15 protein-coding genes are annotated in these 19022 nt (G+C 62.1%); 5 read left to right on the top strand and 10 right to left on the bottom strand.

The genetic code is table 11. The features are described 5' to 3' along the window. Nucleotides 1-41: 41 nt before the first annotated feature. From dsbG to dsbD, 3 genes are read right to left on the bottom strand one after another with little or no spacing between them, the layout of a single operon-like run. Nucleotides 42-812: a thiol:disulfide interchange protein DsbG gene (dsbG, locus tag AFK24_RS03935; protein WP_065831998.1), complete on the bottom strand. Its 771-nt coding sequence runs from the start codon at nt 810-812 to the stop codon at nt 42-44. Continuing rightward, nucleotides 809-1642 (bottom strand): TlpA family protein disulfide reductase, encoded by an 834-nt coding sequence (locus AFK24_RS03930; RefSeq protein WP_065831997.1) that lies wholly within the window; start codon nt 1640-1642, stop codon nt 809-811. The genes dsbG and AFK24_RS03930 overlap by 4 nt, the downstream gene beginning before the upstream one ends. Beyond that, a complete protein-coding gene (gene dsbD, locus AFK24_RS03925; RefSeq protein WP_065831996.1) occupies nt 1642-3378 on the bottom strand; it encodes a protein-disulfide reductase DsbD in 1737 nt (578 codons plus the stop codon). The genes AFK24_RS03930 and dsbD overlap by 1 nt, the downstream gene beginning before the upstream one ends. Before the next feature lie 253 nt (nt 3379-3631). Between dsbD and AFK24_RS03920 the strand changes: the two genes are divergently transcribed. The 5 genes from AFK24_RS03920 to AFK24_RS03900 all read left to right on the top strand — a co-directional run bounded on the left by AFK24_RS03920 (nt 3632) and on the right by AFK24_RS03900 (nt 10389). Beyond that, nucleotides 3632-4321, top strand: coding sequence for a response regulator (locus tag AFK24_RS03920; protein WP_065831995.1), 690 nt, complete (start codon nt 3632-3634; stop codon nt 4319-4321). Then, nucleotides 4318-5649, top strand: coding sequence for a sensor histidine kinase (locus AFK24_RS03915; RefSeq protein WP_065831994.1), 1332 nt, complete (start codon nt 4318-4320; stop codon nt 5647-5649). Before AFK24_RS03920 ends, AFK24_RS03915 begins: the two co-directional genes overlap by 4 nt. Nucleotides 5650-5791: 142 nt before the next feature. Further along, entirely contained in the window at nt 5792-7282 is a 1491-nt protein-coding gene (locus AFK24_RS03910; protein WP_065831993.1) for a DASS family sodium-coupled anion symporter, read from the top strand. A 114-nt stretch (nt 7283-7396) separates the two neighbouring features. After that, a complete protein-coding gene (locus AFK24_RS03905) occupies nt 7397-8809 on the top strand; it encodes an aspartate aminotransferase family protein (RefSeq protein WP_065831992.1) in 1413 nt (470 codons plus the stop codon). A 305-nt stretch (nt 8810-9114) separates the two neighbouring features. After that, nucleotides 9115-10389 (top strand): aromatic amino acid transport family protein, encoded by a 1275-nt coding sequence (locus AFK24_RS03900; protein WP_065831991.1) that lies wholly within the window; start codon nt 9115-9117, stop codon nt 10387-10389. Between the two features lie 127 nt (nt 10390-10516). On the opposite strand, the gene AFK24_RS03895 is transcribed toward AFK24_RS03900, so the two are convergent. Genes AFK24_RS03895 through AFK24_RS03865 form a run of 7 tightly spaced genes read right to left on the bottom strand, consistent with a single transcriptional unit; the run spans nt 10517 to nt 18362 of the window. Next, complete coding sequence (locus AFK24_RS03895) at nt 10517-12112, bottom strand: gamma-glutamyltransferase family protein (RefSeq protein WP_065831990.1); 1596 nt, start codon at nt 12110-12112, stop codon at nt 10517-10519. A 37-nt stretch (nt 12113-12149) separates the two neighbouring features. Continuing rightward, the gene (locus AFK24_RS03890) at nt 12150-13022 is read right to left on the bottom strand and encodes an ABC transporter permease (protein ID WP_065831989.1); all 873 of its coding nucleotides are present in this window, start codon (nt 13020-13022) and stop codon (nt 12150-12152) included. Then, nucleotides 13019-13966: an ABC transporter permease gene (locus AFK24_RS03885; RefSeq protein WP_065831988.1), complete on the bottom strand. Its 948-nt coding sequence runs from the start codon at nt 13964-13966 to the stop codon at nt 13019-13021. Before AFK24_RS03885 ends, AFK24_RS03890 begins: the two co-directional genes overlap by 4 nt. A gap of 28 nt (nt 13967-13994) precedes the next feature. Next, nucleotides 13995-15497, bottom strand: a complete 1503-nt coding sequence (locus tag AFK24_RS03880) for an ABC transporter substrate-binding protein (protein WP_065831987.1) — start codon at nt 15495-15497, stop codon at nt 13995-13997. Next, nucleotides 15494-16627, bottom strand: a complete 1134-nt coding sequence (locus AFK24_RS03875) for an ABC transporter ATP-binding protein (RefSeq protein WP_065831986.1) — start codon at nt 16625-16627, stop codon at nt 15494-15496. Before AFK24_RS03875 ends, AFK24_RS03880 begins: the two co-directional genes overlap by 4 nt. After that, complete coding sequence (locus tag AFK24_RS03870; RefSeq protein WP_065831985.1) at nt 16624-17628, bottom strand: ABC transporter ATP-binding protein; 1005 nt, start codon at nt 17626-17628, stop codon at nt 16624-16626. Before AFK24_RS03870 ends, AFK24_RS03875 begins: the two co-directional genes overlap by 4 nt. Next, a complete protein-coding gene (locus tag AFK24_RS03865) occupies nt 17625-18362 on the bottom strand; it encodes a FadR/GntR family transcriptional regulator (protein WP_065832084.1) in 738 nt (245 codons plus the stop codon). The genes AFK24_RS03870 and AFK24_RS03865 overlap by 4 nt, the downstream gene beginning before the upstream one ends. Nucleotides 18363-19022 lie beyond the last annotated feature (660 nt).

The raw sequence follows: 19022 nt of genomic DNA, 5'->3' as shown, positions 1-19022 counted from the left end.
TATCCGGGCATGCCACTGTTCGGCATGCCTGGATTGCCAGTTTAAGGTTTAGCCCCGAGGATTTTTTCCAGCTGTGCGGTTTGCGGTGCACCTTGCTGCTGTTGCAGTTGGCCCTTGCTGTCGAGGTAAAAGATCGAGGGCGTTGCGGAAAGGCCCAGGTCGTTCATCAATTGCAGATTGGCGTCGAGGCGGGTCTGAATCTCTTTGGGGATGTCGCCCAAGGGTTTCAACTTGCTGCTTTTACCGGCCTGTTCATGGGTTTTCAGCGCTGCTTGTGGGTCGTTGTCGGCCAGTAACGCGGCGGCCTTGGCGGCGCTGTCTTCGCGGATGATGCCGACCATGATGTGGCGCAGCTGCACCTTGCCCGCCTTGACCCATGGTCGCGCCTGTTCCCAGAACATGTTGCAGTACGGGCAATTGGCATCGCTGAACAGGTACACCACGTTGGGGGCGTCGGCGCTGCCATCGGCGATCCAGGTGCTTTTCTCCAGACCGCTCCAGATCTCTTTGGACATCGGCTCGTAGACCAGCTTTTGCAGCGGTGCTTCGCTGAGGTCTTCGCCCTTTTCGTCGTAGAGATTGCCGGCCAGTACATGCTTGCCATCGCGGGTCAGGTACAGCGCCATGGCTTGTTTCTGGTATTCGGCGGCATAACCGCGCAAGCCGTCCGGCGCATCGAAACTGCCGATGATGCGCGCGCCTTTGTCTTGCAGTGCGCGAATCGGCGCAGGCAGTTCTTCGGCCTGCAACAGCGGGCTTTGCAGAATGATCAGGCTCATCGCGAGCAAGGAAAGGCAGCGGATTGAAGTCATTGGTCAAGGGTCCTTGAAGGCAGAGTCGTGCTCGGCAAACTGTCGAGGTAACGGCTCAGGCTGGCACGGGAAAGCTCGCCGAGGTGACTGCCGATCAGGCGACCCTCGGCACTGTAGAAAACGGTGGTGGGCAGGGCCATGGAGCCGAAGCTTTGCGCCAGTTGGCCGCTGCCGTCGAACAGCACGTTGCTCAGGCGCAAGCCTTGGGCGATCAGGAAACTTTCCACAGTCTGCGGCGATTCGGCCTGATTGACGAACAGGAACACCACGTCATTGCGCTCGGCCTGGGCGGCTTGCAGGACGGGCATTTCCCGGCGACAGGGCGGACACCATGTTGCCCATAGATTGATCACCAAAGGCCGACCCTGATAATCGGCGAGCTGCACCGATTCTCCGGCAGCGTTGCGCAACGTGATTTCCGGCAAGCGCACGCCTTGCTCATAAATGTTCAGCCCCAGATTGGCCAGCAGCCAGAACAACAGCCCGCTGCCCAGGCCAAGCCCCAGCGGGCGGCGCAAATCCAGGCGGCGCCAGGCGATCCATGATCCGCCGAGTATGACCGCGAGCACGCCCGGCCAGATCAGGAAACCGCCGTCGCGGATGTCCAGCGCCTGCCACGGCTGCGCCTGATAATGCGTCCAATAGTCGATGACAAATCCCGCACGTGCGGCCAGCAAGCCCAGCAGGAACAGACCGAACAGCGTCGATTCCGGGTTGGCGCCGGTGCGCCGCGAGGTCAGCCAGCCCACCAGTGTCGCCAGCGCCAAAGCGCCGATCAGCAGCAGGTGCACGATGGCTAGGGCGAACGGCCCGATAGACACACTCAACATCAACCGCGCTCCCGAGTGGCTTGCCATTGCTGCAGGAACGTCCCGGCGTCGACCTGGCCGGTGATACGCCGCTCGCGTCGTTCGCTGCCGTCTGGCCCGATCCACAGCAGGCTTGGTGGTCCCGGCACCTTGTAACGTTGCAGCAGCTCGCGGCTGGCCGGGTTGTCGGCGGTGACATCCACACGCAGCAGATGCACGTCTTGCAGTGCATTCAGCACGTCGGGTTTGGCGAACACCTGTTTCTCCATGACTTTGCAGGACACGCACCAGTCTGCGTAGTAATCGATCAGCACCCAGCGGCCGCTGGCCTGCGCCGCATCCAGCTCGCTTTGCAGCGCATTCGGTTCAGTGATCGTGACGAAGGCTTCCTTGGGGGCACTGTTTGATTCGACGCGTCCGGCACTGTAAACCTTCAACGGTTGCCAAGGGTCGTCCGCGCCGCCGGCTGCGCCCACCAGCAGCAGCACGGACCACAGGCCGAGGATCAGTCCGGTGGGGGCAAAGACCCTGGTCGCGCTTTTCATCCGCTCGGTCAACGCCAGCGCACTGCACGCAGCGATCAGCAGCAGTACGCCCCAACCGGCGACCCACAATGACTCATCCAGCAGCGGCCGCGCCATCAGCAATGCGGTGCCGAGGAACATGAACCCGAATACACCCTTGAGCGCATCCATCCACACGCCGGGTTTGGGTAGGAAGCGATTGCCGACCGTGACCAGCAGCATCAACGGCAAACCGATCCCCAATCCCATGACGAACAGCACCAGGCCGCCGTGCAGCGCATTGCCGCTTTGCGCGATGTACAGCAGCGCACCGGCCAGTGGCGCGGTCATGCATGGCCCGACCAGCAACCCCGACAACGCCCCCAATATGCCGGCGCCGAGCAGGCTGCCGCCACGTGTGCGTCGGCTGGCGTTTTCCAAGCGATCACGCAAGGCGGCGGGCAGTTGCAGTTCGAAAAACCCGAACATCGGTAACGCGAGGACGACGAACAGTGCGGCGAAGCTGCCCAGCAACCACGGCTGTTGCAGCAGCGCTTGCAGATTACCGCCGAGCAATGCCGCAACCACACCGAGCCCGGCGTAGACCAGCGCCATGCTCAGCACGTAACTGCTCGCCAATGCCAGACCGCGCCGTGGACTGGCGCCGCCGCCCACCACCACGCCCGCCAGAATCGGCAACATCGGCAGCGAGCATGGGGCGAAGGCCAGCAGCAGGCCAAGACCGAAGAAGATCAGCAGGCTCCAGCCCAGCGAGCGCTGCTGAAGTGAGCTGGCCAGCGTCTGGTCTTCGGCTTGCTGCACGTTTTGTTCTACTACGGTGCCGCTGATCTCCAGCAACCGGCTTTGCGGCGGATAACACAAACCGGCATCGGCACAACCTTGCCAGCCCAGTTTCACACTGCCGCTGGCGGAGGCCGGGATCAACAATTCAAGGCTGTTGCGGTACACCTGCTGTTCGCCGAAAAACTCGTCACTGTGGGCTTCGCCCTCGGGCAGCACCGGCTGATGGTCGGCGCTCAGCCCGGCAAAGCTGACGCGCTGCTTATACAGGTAATAACCCTCGGCGATGCGCCAGTGCAGACGGGTTTCGCCGGATTCCAGACGGTCGCTGGTCAGGGTGAACGCCTGATCAACCGGGAGGAATTCGGGTTGTCGCTTGAAAGGATCATTTCCGGGCAACGCCTGAGCGAGTGCGGGCAACAGCGAAAGAATCAGCAGCAGAAAAATACGCATACAAAAGCCTTGGGATGTACAGACCGGCCAAGGGTGGGGCAGGGGTATTAAGGTAGAGTTAACATTGCGCATTGCTTTGGTAGGACCGGACTTGTCCGGGAAGAGGTTGGCTCAGGTACCAAATCACGACAGGCACCTTGATTTAGCCAGGCCGGCCTCCCTTCGGGGACGAGTCCCCTCCTACCGTTCCACACATGCATAATCCTGCCTTAATCCTGACCTGTTTCATTGGCCCATTTCCCCGAGCCCGAGCATGCACGTATTACTCTGTGAAGACGACGATCTGATCGCCAGCGGAATTGCCGCCGGCCTCAATGCCCAGGGCTTGACGGTCGATCGGGTAGCCACGGCGGCAGCGGCGCGGGCGATTTTGGCGGCGGCGCAATTCGATGTGCTGATACTGGATCTGGGCTTGCCCGACGAGGACGGCCTCAAGCTTCTCAAACAGTTGCGCGGGCAGGGTGTCGAGCTGCCGGTGTTGATTCTGACGGCGCGGGATACGGTCAGCGACCGGGTCGATGGATTGCAGGCCGGGGCCGACGATTACCTGCTCAAACCCTTTGATCTACGCGAACTCAGCGCGCGCCTGCACACGCTGGTGCGGCGCGTGGCCGGGCGCAGCGTCAACCTGATCGAGCATGGTTGCCTGAGCTACGACCCCAGCAGTCGCGAGGTGTTTCTAGCCGGTCAGCCGGTGGATCTGTCCCGCCGTGAGCAGGCGCTGTTGCATGCGCTGCTCCATGCCCGAGGTCGCGTACTGTCCAGTGAGCAACTCAAGGATTGCATCTACGGTTTCGGCGATGAAGTGGAAAGCAATGCCCTGAGCGTGCACATCCATCATTTGCGACGCAAGCTGGGCGGCCAGATTGTCGAAACGGTGCGCGGCTTGGGTTATCGGCTGGGCACTGCCGGCAAAAACAGTGCTGCCGAGGATCCGCAATGAGCCTGCGTCTGCGGCTGAGCCTGACGCTGGGCTCGGCGTTCGTGGTGATCTGGATGCTCGCGGCGGCCTGGATGTTGTGTGATCTGCGCGCACAAATGATGGAATCACTGGACCAACGTCTCGCGGCTTCGGCGCGCATGGTCTCCGGGCTTCTCGAACAGTTGCCGGTGCCCGCCAGCAATGACGGCGCGGCCTTGAGCGCCGAGCAATTGGGCATTCCCGGCGGGCTGGCGTGTCAGGTCAGTTCCCTGCGCGGTGAAGTGCTGGCGCGCAGTCACTCGACTCCGGATGAGCCGCTGGCGGCCGATGCCAGCGGCTTTCACGACCAGATCATCAACGGCGAACGCTGGCGCAGTTTCACCCTGACCCACGGCGAGTTGCGCGTTACAACGGCCGACCGCCAGGACGAGCGCGACACCCTCAAGTATTCGGTTTTGCTCGCTGCTTCAGTGCCGGTGGCGGTGGCCTTGCTCGGTAGTCTTGGCCTGCTCTGGTTGGGTATCGGCCAGGGACTGGCGCCGCTCAATCGCATGCGTGATGCCTTGAAGCGGCGCAGTGCCGACTCGCTGGAGCCACTGGATGTCTCGGGCATGCCCAATGAGTTGCAGCCGTTGCTGGACACCCAGAACCAGCTGTTCCAGCGCATTGCGCAGACCCTGGGACGGGAGCGGCGGCTGACCGGCGATGCCGCCCATGAGCTGCGCAGCCCGCTGACCGCCATCAAGACCCACCTGCAAGTGGCGCGCATGACCGAGGGCGAAACCCGTGATCGTTCGCTGGCCCATGCCGAGGAGGGCGCGGATCGCTTGCACAGCACGCTTGAGCAACTGCTGTTACTGGCGCGCGTCGAGGGCAGTCTGTCGTTCGAGGATGGCGTGCAATGCAGCGCCGAAGAAGTCGCCCGTCTGGCGATGCACGACGCCAGTCACGGCCATGTGTCGCGCATTGATCTGCACCTGCCGGACGATTTGTCCACAGCGGCGCTGGACATGCCCTCGGTGCTGGCCATCGCCGCGCTGCGCAATCTGCTGGAAAACGCCTTGCGCCATGCATCCCGGAACACCCGGGTTGAGCTGAGCTTGAGCACTTCAGCCAGCCAGGCGAGTTTTGTGGTGCGCGATTACGGCAGCGGTATTGCCGAGGAGAAATTGAAGCTTGTCACCCAACGTTTCTGGCGGCAGGGCACCGGCGAAGGTTCCGGTCTGGGGCTGGCTATCGTGCAGGCCATTGTCCAGCGCTGCGGCTGTGAGCTGACCTTCGCCAATCAGCCGGATGGCTTGCGGGTCGAACTGCGCATGCCGTTGTGTCGGGAGAGCATTCGCGGATAAGTCCGGGGTACAGCGCCAACGCTTGTATTGATCCATCTCAAGCGCTGTTGGCAGCGCTGCGTCATGATGCGCGCGATAGCGGGCTGCGCGTCCAGGATGCGCAAGCCATGCGTGCTGATTTCGATGGACCCCAGGAAAAATCATGAATGCGACTGTGACGACGCCCGAAGTACCGCCCGCGAAGGTCAAGTTGCCCATCGCACTGGCTGTTGCCGTACTGGTGATGGTCGGCGTGTTATTGCTGCCGCTGCCAGCGGACCTGCCGGTTGCCGGGCACCGAATGCTGGCGATCCTGGCCTTCGCCGTCGTGGTGTGGATTACCGAAGCGGTTTCCTACGAAGCCAGCGCGATCATGATCACGTCGCTGATGGCGTTCCTGATCGGCACCGCACCGACCTTGCCGAACCCGGCTGTGATCTATGGTTCATCCGCTGCGATCAGCATGGCGCTGACCGGTTTCTCCAATCCTGCCCTGGCGCTGGTAGCGGGGGCGCTGTTCATCGCCGCCGCCATGACTCACACCGGACTGGATCGAAGAATCGCCCTCGTGACCCTCGCACGGGTCGGCACCAGCACCCGACGCATCATGCTCGGTGCCATTGTGGTGACGATCTTGCTGAGCCTGGTGGTGCCCAGCGCTACCGCGCGCAGTGCCTGTGTGGTGCCGATCATGATGGGCGTTATTGCCGCGTTCGGGGTCGACAAGCGCTCGAACATCGCCGCCGCGATCATGATCATCGTCGCCCAGGGCACCAGCATCTGGAACGTCGGCATTCAGACCGCCGCCGCGCAAAACCTGCTGACGGCCGGCTTCATGGAGAAAATGCTCGGTGCGCGAGTGTCCTGGCTGGACTGGCTGATCGCCGGTGCACCCTGGGCGATCATCATGTCCGGCGTGCTGATTTTGCTGGTCCTGAAATTGCTGCCACCGGAAAGCGACAGCATCCCCGGCGGCAAGGAAGCCGTCGCGCAATCCCTGGCGGATATCGGCCCCATGACCAGCGCGCAGAAACGCTTGATGGCGGTGTCCATCGGCTTGCTGTTGCTGTGGGCTACGGAAGGCAAGCTGCACAGCTTCGACACCACGTCCACGACTTACGCCGGATTGGTCCTGCTGTTGCTGCCGCGTTGGGGTGTGATGACCTGGAAGGATGTGCAGTCGCGCATTCCGTGGGGCACGGTGATTGTCTTCGGCGTGGGCATCAGTCTGGGCACCGCATTGCTCACGACCCACGCCGGTCAGTGGCTGGGCGTGCAAGTGGTGGCGAACACCGGCCTGGATAAAGTCGGCCCGCTGGGGGTATTCGCCATTCTCGGGGCGTTCCTGATCCTGATTCACCTGGGTTTCGCCAGCGCCACGGCGTTGACCTCGGCCATGCTGCCGATCCTGATTGCGGTGCTGCAAACCCTGCCCGGTGATTTCAACCGGCTGGGCATGACCATGTTGCTGGGTTTTGTTGTCAGCTACGGGTTCATCCTGCCGATCAACGCGCCGCAGAACATGGTATGCCTGGGCACGGAAACCTTCACCGCCCGGCAGTTCGCCCGTATCGGTCTGCCGGTGACGATCATCGGCTACCTGCTGATGCTGCTGTTCGCTGCCACGTACTGGAAGTGGCTGGGCTGGATGTGAGACTGATTTTGTAAATCCCCGCCGCGCTTGTGCGTTTCCCTAACAGGAAATCTGCAAGCGCTCGATGGCTTGGCAGATGTCCTTTTCTACTACCTGCTATCGAGGGTTTGAGGGATGTCGGTCGCCATCAGTCGCAACGAGAATTCGCCTGCCCGGTTCGTCAGTGAGCCGGACGAAGTGCTTTATCACTTCGAAGATTCGCCTTTGCTGGTACGCCAGAAACAACAGGAATCCAACGCGCGCAGCTATCCACGGCGCATTCCGCTGGCGTTGAAGCGCGCCCAGGGGATTTATGTCGAAGACGTTGAAGGGCGCACCTTTATCGATTGTCTGGCAGGTGCCGGCACCCTGGCGCTGGGGCATAACCATCCGGTGGTGATCGCCGCCATTCGTAAGGTGCTGGATGACGGCCTGCCGCTGCATACGCTGGACCTGACCACGCCGGTCAAGGATCAATTCGTTCAGGACCTGTTCGGTTTACTTCCCGAAGGCTTGCGCCGCGAGGCGAAAATCCAGTTCTGCGGGCCGACCGGTACCGATGCCGTGGAAGCGGCGTTGAAGCTGGTGCGTACCGCGACCGGGCGCAGCACGGTGCTGTCCTTTCAGGGCGGTTATCACGGCATGAGCATGGGGGCGTTGAGCCTGATGGGCAGCCTGGGTCCGAAAAAACCCATGGCCGCGTTGCTCAACAGTGGCGTGCAGTTCCTGCCGTTCCCTTATGACTATCGCTGCCCGTTCGGCCTGGGTGGCGAGCAGGGCGTGAAGGTCAATCTGAGTTATCTGCAAAACCTGCTCAACGATCCCGAAGCGGGCGTTGAACGGCCCGCTGCGGTAATCGTCGAGGTGGTGCAGGGCGAGGGTGGCGTGATCCCGGCGGATCTGGACTGGCTACGCGGTCTGCGGCGCATAACCGAGCAAGCCGGCGTGGCGTTGATCGTGGACGAGATCCAGAGCGGCTTTGCCCGCACCGGCAAGATGTTCGCCTTCGAGCATGCCGGTATCGTGCCGGATGTGGTGGTGCTGTCCAAAGCCATCGGCGGCAGTCTGCCGTTGGCGGTGGTGGTGTATCGCGACTGGCTCGACACCTGGTTGCCCGGTGCTCACGCCGGAACTTTCCGGGGTAATCAAATGGCCATGGCGGCGGGCTCGGCGGTAATGGGCTACCTCAAGCAGCACGACATCGCTGCCCACGCTACGGCAATGGGCGCCCGTTTGACCGAGCACCTGCGTATTCTCCAGCGGGACTACCCGCAACTGGGCGACATTCGCGGGCGTGGCTTGATGCTTGGCATCGAGCTGGTGGACCCCGATGGCGCGCTGGATAGCCTCGGTCATCCGCCTGCGTACAGCGCCATCGCACCGCTGATCCAGAACGAATGCCTCAAGCGCGGCCTGATTCTGGAACTGGGCGGTCGGCATGGCGCCGTCGTGCGCTTCCTGCCGCCGCTGGTCATCAGTGCCGAACAGATCGACGAAGTCGCCCGCCGCTTTGCCAAGGCGCTGGAGGCGGCGTTGAAGAGGGTTTGAGGTGAATTGAATTTCGCTGTGTCGCCGACACTGCGCTCGCAGGATCCGTAGGACCGGCTTCAGCCGGGAGGGCGATAGTTTTTACGATGGAACCGCTGCGAATGTACCCGCCGCCTCCCGGCTAAAGCCGGTCCTACGGAATGCGTTCAATTCAGCTGTTCAACACCTTCTCGTCAGACAAACCTTTGATTTTCAAGCCCGATCCCGGACAATCGCGCCCCTGTTTTTGATGGGGGCGTTGAACTGCCAGGTTTTCCGATGCGTCCCCGCCTTGTTGTATTAACCGGCAACGGAGATTCGACCGGATGAATGATCAGGCCAATAGCGTCGAACAACGTTTCGACACGGCCCCCGCCAGCATTGCTGCGTGGAACCGCCACGACACCACCTGGATGCTCGGTTTGTTCGGCACCGCCATCGGCGCGGGCACCTTGTTTTTGCCAATCAACGCAGGTATCGGCGGTTTCTGGCCGTTGATCGTCCTCGCGCTGCTGGCGTTCCCCATGACCTTCTTTGCGCACCGCGGGCTGACCCGCTTCGTGCTGTCCGGACGCGAAGGCGCGGACATCACTGAAGTGGTCGAGCAACATTTCGGCAAGAGCGCCGGGGCGTTGATCACGCTGCTGTATTTCTTCGCCGTGTTTCCGATCCTGCTGATCTACAGCGTCGCGCTGACCAACACCGTCGGCAGTTTTCTTGAACATCAGTTGCATGTCCAACCGCCACCTCGGGCGATCCTGGCATTCGTGCTGATCCTCGGCCTGCTGGCGGTAGTGCGCTGCGGCGAGCGGGTGATCGTCAAGGCCATGAGCCTGATGGTTTACCCGTTCATCGTTGCGTTGCTGTTTCTTTCGGTGTTTCTGATCCCGCACTGGACCGGCGGCATCCTCGAAACCGCCACCACGCTGCCGAAGCCTTCGGCGTTCCTGCACACGTTCTGGTTGGCGATTCCGGTGATGGTGTTTTCCTTCAACCACACGCCGATCATCTCGGCGTTCGCCGTGGACCAGAAGCGTCGTTACGGCGAACAGGCGGAAGGTCGCAGCTCGCAAATCCTCGCCCGCGCCCATGGCCTGATGGTGGTGCTGGTGCTGTTCTTTGTCTTCAGTTGCGTGCTGACCTTGTCACCGGTACAGCTGGCAGAAGCCAAGGCGCAGAACCTGTCGATCCTGTCGTATCTGGCCAACCATTTCAGCAACCCGACCATCGCGTTCATGGCGCCGTTGATTGCGTTCGTGGCGATTGCCAAGTCGTTTCTGGGCCACTACATCGGCGCCAGCGAAGGTTTGAAAGGGCTGGTGGCGAAAACCGGATATCGTCCCGCGCCGTTGCTGCTGGATCGCATGACTGCGGCGTTGATGCTGGTGGTGTGCTGGGCGGTTGCCACGCTTAACCCGAGCATCCTGGGCATGATCGAAACCCTGGGCGGCCCAATCATCACCGCGTTGCTGTTCCTGATGCCGATGTACGCCATCCACAAAGTCCCGGCCATGCGGCAGTACGCTGGCAAGGCATCCAATGTCTTTGTGGTGATCGTGGGTCTGGTGTCGATATCGGCGTTGGCGTATTCGTTGACGTAGGACCGGCTTTAGCCGGGAGGGCAATTGAGGCCCTCGCGACTACGGTCGCTCCTACGGTCGCTCCTACGGCCGAGTCACGGGCGGGTCGGAACGCTGCCCGCTCGCTCCAACGAGTTGTATTGCGCTCTCAATAAGCCGCCACCAACCCATCCTTCCTTGGATCGGTCCCGCCGACATAACCATGAGCGGTGCGCTGGATGATCTGCGCGCCGCCGAAGGCGAATACGCCGCTCGGCTCTTCAACGTCGATGTCGTGACCTTTCGCACGCAGTGCTTCGACGACCTGCGGGTCGAATGCGCGCTCCACGGCGACTTTCAAACCTGACTCGATTCTCCAGCGCGGCGCGTCGGCTGCGGCTTGCGGGTTCTGCTTGTAGCGCAAAATGCGCATCATCATTTGCAGATGACCCTGGGCCTGCATCGGGCCGCCCATCAGGCCAAAGGACATCAACGGCGTGCCATCGGCGTTCATCACAAAGCCGGGAATGATGGTGTGGAACGGACGCTTGCGCGGCGCGATGACATTGACGTGTTGCGGGTCCAGCGAGAATCCTGCGCCACGGTTTTGCAGGCTGATACCGGTACCCGGCACGACCACACCCGAGCCGAAGCCCATGTAGTTGGACTGGATGAACGAAACCATCATGCCGCTCTCATCGGCAGCGGACAGGTACACCGTACCACCGGCTTTCGGCGAGCCGTGGCCAGGGTTGGCCGCTTGATCGGTCACCAAGCCAGCGCGTTCCATCAGGTACGCAGTGTCCAGCAAATGTTTCGAGGCAACGCGCATGTGCTCGCTGTCGGCGACGTGTTCGTCGAGGTCGGCCAGCGCCAGCTTCATGGCTTCCAGCACCGGATGCACGGTGGCCAGGCTGTCTACCGGATGCTCGCCGACGCCCAGCGCTTCGAGCATGGTCAGGCCAGCAAGGGTGGCGATGCCCTGGCCGTTGGGCGGCAATTCGTGCACCACCGCGCCGGCATACGGCACCGAAAGGGTTTCGATCCAGTCCACAGTGTGGGTCGCCAGATCGTCGAGGCTCATGACGCTGCCGTTGGCGTGGGCATGGGCGATGATCGCTTCGGCCAGCTCACCGCGATAAAACGCTTCGCCTTTGGTCTGGGCAATCAGTTCCAGGGTGCGGGCGTGATCCTTGAGCTGGATTTTCTCGCCAGCCAGCGGCGCTTTGCCATTGGGCATGAAGCACTCAGCGAAACCCGGCTGCGACTTGAGCAGCTGCGAGCCGCGTTTCCACAGCTCGGCAATGATCGGCGTGACCTGATAACCGTCGCGGGCATAACCGATGGCGGGTTCGGCCAGGGTGGCGAAGGGCAGTTTGCCGTAGCGCTCGGACAGTTCAACCCAGGCTGACACCGCGCCAGGCACGGTAACGGCGCCCCAGCCGCGTTGCGGCATTTCGCTCTGGCCTTCGAAGTGCTCAGGCGTCCAGGCTTGTGGCGCGCGACCGGAAGCGTTCAAACCTTGCAATTTGTTGCCGTCCCAGACGATGGCGAACGCATCGCTGCCGATCCCGCAACCGGTGGGCTCGACCACGGTCAGCACCATGGCCGCAGCAATTGCCGCGTCAACCGCATTGCCACCACGGCGCAGCATGTCCAGCCCGGCCTGTGCGGCCAGCGGCTGGGAGCAGGCGACCATGTTGTTGCCCATGACCGGCGAGCGGGCCGATGCGTAAGGTTGGCTGTAATCCAGATCATCAAACATTAGCGTCTTCTCTTGGCAGAAATGGCAGAAAGAACGATTAGCCCTTGGGGTCCAGCGCATCGCGCAGGCCGTCACCCAACAGGTTGAAACACAAGACCGTGATGTAGATCGCCACGCCCGGCGCAATCGACATCCATGGCGCTTGCTCCATGAAATTTTTCGCGGTGTTGAGCATTGAGCCCCAGGAAGGCGAGGGCGGTTGCTGGCCCAGGCCGAGAAACGACAGGCTCGCTTCCGCAAGGATGGCCGAGGCGATGGTCAGCGTCGCCTGCACCACCAACGGCGATGTCACGTTGGGCAACACGTAGCGCAGGATGATCCAGCGATCCGGCAGACCAATCGCTCGGGCGCCTTCGAGATAGTCCTCGTGCTTGATCGACAGTACCTGGCCACGGGTCAGGCGGGCAAAGATCGGCATCGCCGACAAGCCAATGGCAATCATCGCGTTGGTCAGGCTCGGACCAAGAAAAGCCCCGAGCGCAATGGCCAATACCAGGAACGGGCAGGACAGCAGCGCTTCCATGATCCGCGAGATGATCGCGTCGAGCTTGCCGCCGAAGTAACCGCCGAGCAAACCCAGCGGCACGCCGATCAGCATGGCGATGGCGACCGAAACCCCGCCCGCCAACAACGAGCTTCGCGCGCCCCAGAGCAGGCGCGAAAACAGATCGCGGCCCAGTTCATCAGTGCCCAGCCAGTAGATCAGCGATGGCGCCTTGCGTACCGCGAGGAAGTTGGCCTTGAGCGGATCATGGGGTGCGATCCACGGCGCAAACGCCGCAGCGAGGATGAATAACAGCAGCACGGCCGCGCCGAGCACGGCGCCCTTGTTGGCGAGGAATTTCTTGACGAAGGGCGAGCGCGCGCGGGACGCAATCGCCGTGTGAGTAACGCTGGCGATGGCGGTCATGACGCTGTCCTCAAACGCGGGTTGATCATGCGGTAGAGCACGTCGGCAAGCAGGTTCAGCAGCAGGAAACCAATCGCCACACAGAGGACCACGCCTTGCACCACGGCGTAATCGCGGTTGAACACGGCATCGACAATCATCTTGCCGAAGCCGGGAATGCTGAACACCTGTTCGGTCAGCACCGCGCCACCGAGCAATTCGCCGAACAGCAAGGTGGTGAGCGTGACGATCGGCATCAAGGCGTTACGCAGCGCATGCTTGAGGATCACGGTACGCGGGAACAAACCCTTGGCCCGCGCCGTGCGCACATAGTCGGTGCGCAACACTTCGAGCATGGCGCTGCGGGTGTGCCGCATGAGAATCCCCGACAACCCGGCACCCAGCACAAAGGCCGGCAGAATCAGGGTTTTCAGGTTCTGCCCGAAATCCTCACCGATGGGCACGAAGCCCGACGCTGGCAGCCATTGCAGCTTCACGGCGAAGATCATGATCAACAGAATCCCCAGCCAGAAGTGCGGAATCGAAATTCCCGACAGCGCGACCACGTTGGCCCCGTAATCCACCGCCGTGCCTTTGCGCACGGCGGAAATGATCCCGGTGGGAATGCCGATCAGCAGCGCGATCAGCAAGGCAAACACCGCCAGCTCCAGCGTCACCGGCAACTTGGACGCCAGCAACGTCGTGACCGGTTGCTCGGTGCGCAACGAAGTACCGAAATCCCCGGTCAGCACGTTGCCGACCCAGTGCAGGTATTGCAGTGGCAACGGGTCGTTGAGGCGGTATTTCTCCCGCAGGTATTCCATCACCGCCGGATCACGTTCTTCCCCGGCCATGGCCAGCACCGGGTCGCCCGGCAGCAGTTTCTGCAGGGTGAAGACGAACAGCGAAACCAGAATCAGCGTCGGAATCGCACTGAGCAGGCGTCGCAGGATGAACATCAGCATGCCGAGCCCTCGCTGGTGTGGGCGTCAATCACGGCTTGAACGCGACATTGGTCAGACGGATCAGGCCATCCGGATTCGGTACGAAACCGCTCACGGTGTTACGCATGGCAATGATGCGCGGATCGAAATACAGATACGCGGTCGGCACTTCGTCGGCCAGCAAACGCAGCGCTTCGTTGTACAACGCCTGACGCTGAGGCACGTCGTTGACAGTGCGCGCCTTGTTCAGCAGCTCGTCGAGCTTGGGGTTGCAGTATTTGCCGTCGTTCTGGCCACCTTTGCAGGTCACGAACTGATGGATGTCGCCATCCGGATCAGGTCGACCGGACCAGGCGCTCATGCCGATCTGGAAGTTGCCGCCCTGTTGCTCGCTGAGCAACGTGGCGTATTCGGTGGCGACCAGATTGACCTTGAAGCCCGCTTCTTCGGCCATGGCCTGAATGATCTGCCCGACCTGTTGCGCGATAGGGTTATTGGCGACTTTCAGGTCAACCGCCAGTGGCAGCTTGACCCCTGCTTCGGCCAGCAACGCCTTGCTTTTTGCGACATCGCGCGTCGGGATCGGCAGATCCTTGTCGTAGTACGGGCTGTTTTTCGGGAACGGCTGGGCGCTTGGCGCATACAAGCCTTCGAACACCACCTGATTGATCGCGTCGCGGTCGATGGACAGCACAAACGCCTCACGCACGCGTTTGTCCTTGCCCATCGGCGTATTGGCTTTTTCGCCATTGGCGATGTTGAACATCAGCTGCATGTAGCCCAGGCCCGGCGTGTTGTAGATCGCCAGCTTGCTGTCCGACTTCACGGTTTTCACGTCGGTAGGCGCAACGCGTTCGATGATGTCCAGGTCACCCGAACGCAGGTTGGCCAGGCGCACCGAGGTGTCCGGAATCGGCAGGAAAATCACTTTGTCGAAGTGGTAAGCCTGCTTGTTCCAGTAATTGTCGAAACGCTCCAGCACGATGCGATCCTGCTGCACACGCTGGACGAATTTGTACGGCCCGGAACAGATCGGCTTCATGCCGAATTCACCCTGTGCAGCCTTGGGCGCTAGCATCATCCCGGCGCGGTCCGAGAGCTGCGAAACCAGCGTCGCGTCCGGCTGCTTGAGTTTGATCGCCACGGTTTTCGCGTCGATCACTTCCACGCTGTCCACCGACGCCAGCTCGCTCTTGCGCAACGAATCGGGCAGGGTGCGGGCGCGGTCCAGGTTGAACTTCACCGAGGCCGCGTCGAATACTTCGCCATCGTGATAGGTCACGCCGTCGCGCAGGGTCATGGTCAGGGTCTTGCCGTCTTCGCTCCAGTTCCAGGCCGTGGCCAGTTGCGGCGCGTAGGTCAGGTCCGGGTTGACGTCCACCAGCTTGTCACACAGCGCGGTGTAGACCAGGCGGCCGGAATAGGTCCGCGAGCGATGCGGGTCGAGCACATCCGGATCGTCCTGGATGCCGATGCGCAGGGTCGATTCAGCGAAGGCGGCGTTGGCAGCCAGCAGTAACAACGTTCCTGTCAAAAGGCGTGCGGTTTTCATGGCTGGCTCTCCGTCGATAGGGATTGATGAGTCTTGAACAGGTTCAGGCGCTGGCTATAGGCCGCGCTTGGTGTAGGAAGGATCAGCGTGCCGGCGCCGGCATTGGCGATTTCGCGCCAGAAATGGCACGCAACCTGACGTTCGGCTTCGACGTTTTCCATGACCGGCGCCACTTCCTTGCACAGGGCGCGGGCATGCGGGCAGCGGGTATGGAAACGGCAACCCGAGGGCGGGCGGCTGGGGCTTGGCATGTCGCCGCCGAGCACCGGACGCGGGTGACGCAAGTCCGGATGGCTGACCGGCACGGCGGCCATCAGCGCCTGGGTATAAGGATGCAGCGGCGTTTCGAACAGCGCGTTGACCGGCGCCAGCTCGACGATTTCCCCGAGGTACATCACGGCGACGCGGTCGCTCATATGGCGAATCACTGCCAGACCGTGGGCAACGATCACCAGCGTCAGGCCGAACTGATGCTTGAGGTCTTCCAGCAGATTGACCACTTGCGCCTGCACCGAAACGTCCAGCGCCGACACCGGTTCGTCGCCGAGAATCAGCCGAGGTTCCGACGCCAGCGCACGGGCAATGCCGATGCGCTGGCGCTGACCACCGGAAAACTCGTGGGGATGGCGGCCGCCGTGTTCCGGGGCAAGGCCTACCGTGCGCAACAGCTCGGCGACTTTGGCCTGACGGTCACTGCGACTGGCTTCGCTGTGCAGCCATATCGGTTCGCCGATGATCGATTCCACGGTCATGCGCGGGTTCAGCGAGGCGAACGGGTCCTGGAAGATGATCTGCAGATCGCGACGCACCTGACGCAGCTTTTCCGCTGGCAGATTGGCCAGGTTGCGGCCTTCGTAAATCACGTCGCCCGCGGTCGGTTTCAGCAGATTGAGCAGCAGTCGCCCCAGAGTCGATTTACCCGAACCGGACTCGCCGACCAGCGCCAACGTTTCGCCTTTGCGCACCGACAAAGACACATTGTTGACCGCCTGCACCGGCGGCTTCTTACGCTGGAACAGGCCGCTTTCGACGCCGAAATGCTTGCTCAGGCCGACGCCTTCGAGGATTGGTTTCGCAGTTGTACGTTCCAGAGTGATGCGTTCGACGATTTCGCGTTCAGAAGGGCTCACGCGCTGACTCCCACATGCTGCTCCAAAGGCGCGCGGATGCACGCGGCGAAATGTCCGGGGGAAAGCTCAAGCAGCGGCGGGCGTGCCTCGCGGCAGGCCTGAGTCACGAACGGGCAACGCCCGGCGAAACGGCAGCCGCTGGGCATCTCCGCAGGCGTTGGCACGCGGCCGTTGATCGTTGCGAGTCGGCCTTCCCGTGGCCCTATTGAAGGCATCGAACCCATCAGGCCGATGGTGTAAGGATGCTGCGGATCGTCGAACAAGGTTTTCACCGAGCCGCTTTCCACCACGCGCCCGGCGTACATGACCATGACTTCGTCGGCGACTTCCGCGACCACGCCAAGGTCGTGGGTGATGAGGATCATCGCCGTGCCGGTTTCCCTTTGCAGATTGGCAACCAGCGAAAGAATCTGCGCCTGAATGGTTACATCCAGCGCGGTGGTAGGTTCGTCGGCAATGATCAGCGCCGGATCGTTGGCCAGGGCCATGGCGATCATCGCCCGCTGCCGCATGCCGCCGGACAACTCGTGGGGATACGCATCCAGACGTTGCACTGCATCGGGAACACGGACTTTTTCCAGCATCTCCAGTGCCCGCTGCCGCGCATCCTTGGCTGACATGCCTTGATGACGGATCACGCTCTCGGCGATCTGCTCGCCAATGGTGAACACCGGATTCAGCGAGGTCATGGGTTCCTGGAAAATCATCGCCATGCGATTGCCGCGCACATCCAGTAAGCGTTCTTCAGGCATGCCCAGCAACGTTTCGTCGAGCAGGCCGGAAGCGCTGGCGCCGACCGTCGCGCTGTCTGGCAGCAAGCCCATCAATGCCATGGACGTCACGCTCTTGCCGCAGCCGGACTCGCCGACAATCGCCAGGGTCTTGCCCCGTTGCACCTTGAATGAAACGCCGTCGACGACATTGGCGGGCGCGCCGGCAAAGCGCACGGTCAAGTCGCTGACGCTGAGTACCGGATGGCTGTCGTGGCTGGTCGCAGTCATACACTCGCCTCCAGGTCTTGATTGATAACGGTGTCGAGCGCTTGTTGCAGCGCCCGCAGATGGCCGCGCATGGCGGTGGCAGCCTTGATCGGATCGCGGCTTTCAATGGCGCTGACGATGTCATCGTGATCGTGGCTGTAAGTGTCCAGGCGATCGGCATTGCGCGCTCGCTGGCGCAAATCGCGCCACATGGGGTCGAGGCGAATTGCGTCGAGCATTTCGAAGATGTCCAGCATCAGCCGGTTACCCGCCGCTTCGGCGATACCCCGGTGCAGCGCGCTGTCCCACAATTCCAGGCCTTCGGCATCGATTTCAGCGGCGTCCTGCTGCCGCGTGGTGCGCTCGGCGAGGCGCCGCAGAATCGCCATCTGCTCGCCATTGGCGCGCACCGCCGCCAGGGACGCCAGCGCGGGCTCAAGATGCAGCCGCGCTTCCATGACCTCACTGAAATTGGTCCGCCCGGACAACCGCGCAAAACTCAACGACGCACTGGGCGGCGTCGGCCCCACAAACGTGCCCTTGCCCTGGCGCCGCCAGATCTGCCCCTCGGCTTCCAGCACCGACAAGGCGCGACGGATAGCCCGGCGGCTCACGCCAAAATCCGTCGCCAGATCCCGCTCCGTCGGCAACGCCCGCTGGGGAAACGCCGCATGCTGCGCGACCATCTGCCGCAAGGCATCCAGCGCCAGCTTCGAAGCATTATCGATGGTTGTGTCGGGGACGAACCTTTGCATCGTGGTCACTCGCACCAGGCCGAAAAAGAAGCCCTTGATCGCGATAACGCTGGAACCAGGGCTTCTGGAGCGGGTGCAAGAGCGATGCCAATGGAAATTGGTTCGCTGGATTGGCTCGTGACCTTGCAGCTGTATCACCTGCTTTCAAGGTGGGCGGGCCAATGGCCAATGGTTCGGGGAGTTGGTTCAGCGGCGGGGAGGGGATTGGTTCGCGTGAAGGTGAACCAATTTATGGGTGGTGCTGCGGGTGTGCATTTTTTTGGGCGGTTGTGCGTTGTGCTGGGGCGTGGCGCGTCGGAGCGAGGCTCGCCCGCGAAGAACGATAACGCGTTGGGTCAGGCTTACCGAGGCGTCTGTTCGCGGGCAAGCTTCGCTCCAGCGGATTGCATTTCAATCAGAACGGTGTGGTCGTGAAGCAAACCCCGGCCGCGNCTGTTCGCGGGCAAGCTTCGCTCCAGCGGATTGCATTTCAATCAGAACGGTGTGGTCGTGAAGCAAACCCCGGCCGCGTTGGAGCGAGGCTCGCCCGCGAAGAACGATAACGCGGTGGGTCAGGCTTACCGAGGCGCCTGTTCGCGGGCAAGCTTCGCTCCAGCGGATTGCATTTCAATCAGAACGGTGTGGTCGTGAAGCAAACCCCGGCCGCGTTGGAGCGAGGCT

The organism is Pseudomonas syringae, from assembly GCF_001698815.1.
GTDB classification, from domain to species: domain Bacteria; phylum Pseudomonadota; class Gammaproteobacteria; order Pseudomonadales; family Pseudomonadaceae; genus Aquipseudomonas; species Aquipseudomonas syringae_A.
This window is presented reverse-complemented; position numbering and strand designations above follow the sequence as displayed.

What these genes read in the sequence shown, in the direction of transcription:
- dsbG (WP_065831998.1), bottom strand. Translation starts at nt 812, where the DNA reads ATGACTTCAATCCGCTGCCTTTCCTTGCTCGCGATGAGCCTGATCATT.
- AFK24_RS03930 (WP_065831997.1), bottom strand. Translation starts at nt 1,642, where the DNA reads ATGTTGAGTGTGTCTATCGGGCCGTTCGCCCTAGCCATCGTGCACCTG.
- dsbD (WP_065831996.1), bottom strand. Translation starts at nt 3,378, where the DNA reads ATGCGTATTTTTCTGCTGCTGATTCTTTCGCTGTTGCCCGCACTCGCT.
- AFK24_RS03920 (WP_065831995.1), top strand. Translation starts at nt 3,632, where the DNA reads ATGCACGTATTACTCTGTGAAGACGACGATCTGATCGCCAGCGGAATT.
- AFK24_RS03915 (WP_065831994.1), top strand. Translation starts at nt 4,318, where the DNA reads ATGAGCCTGCGTCTGCGGCTGAGCCTGACGCTGGGCTCGGCGTTCGTG.
- AFK24_RS03910 (WP_065831993.1), top strand. Translation starts at nt 5,792, where the DNA reads ATGAATGCGACTGTGACGACGCCCGAAGTACCGCCCGCGAAGGTCAAG.
- AFK24_RS03905 (WP_065831992.1), top strand. Translation starts at nt 7,397, where the DNA reads ATGTCGGTCGCCATCAGTCGCAACGAGAATTCGCCTGCCCGGTTCGTC.
- AFK24_RS03900 (WP_065831991.1), top strand. Translation starts at nt 9,115, where the DNA reads ATGAATGATCAGGCCAATAGCGTCGAACAACGTTTCGACACGGCCCCC.
- AFK24_RS03895 (WP_065831990.1), bottom strand. Translation starts at nt 12,112, where the DNA reads ATGTTTGATGATCTGGATTACAGCCAACCTTACGCATCGGCCCGCTCG.
- AFK24_RS03890 (WP_065831989.1), bottom strand. Translation starts at nt 13,022, where the DNA reads ATGACCGCCATCGCCAGCGTTACTCACACGGCGATTGCGTCCCGCGCG.
- AFK24_RS03885 (WP_065831988.1), bottom strand. Translation starts at nt 13,966, where the DNA reads ATGCTGATGTTCATCCTGCGACGCCTGCTCAGTGCGATTCCGACGCTG.
- AFK24_RS03880 (WP_065831987.1), bottom strand. Translation starts at nt 15,497, where the DNA reads ATGAAAACCGCACGCCTTTTGACAGGAACGTTGTTACTGCTGGCTGCC.
- AFK24_RS03870 (WP_065831985.1), bottom strand. Translation starts at nt 17,628, where the DNA reads ATGACTGCGACCAGCCACGACAGCCATCCGGTACTCAGCGTCAGCGAC.
- AFK24_RS03865 (WP_065832084.1), bottom strand. Translation starts at nt 18,362, where the DNA reads ATGCAAAGGTTCGTCCCCGACACAACCATCGATAATGCTTCGAAGCTG.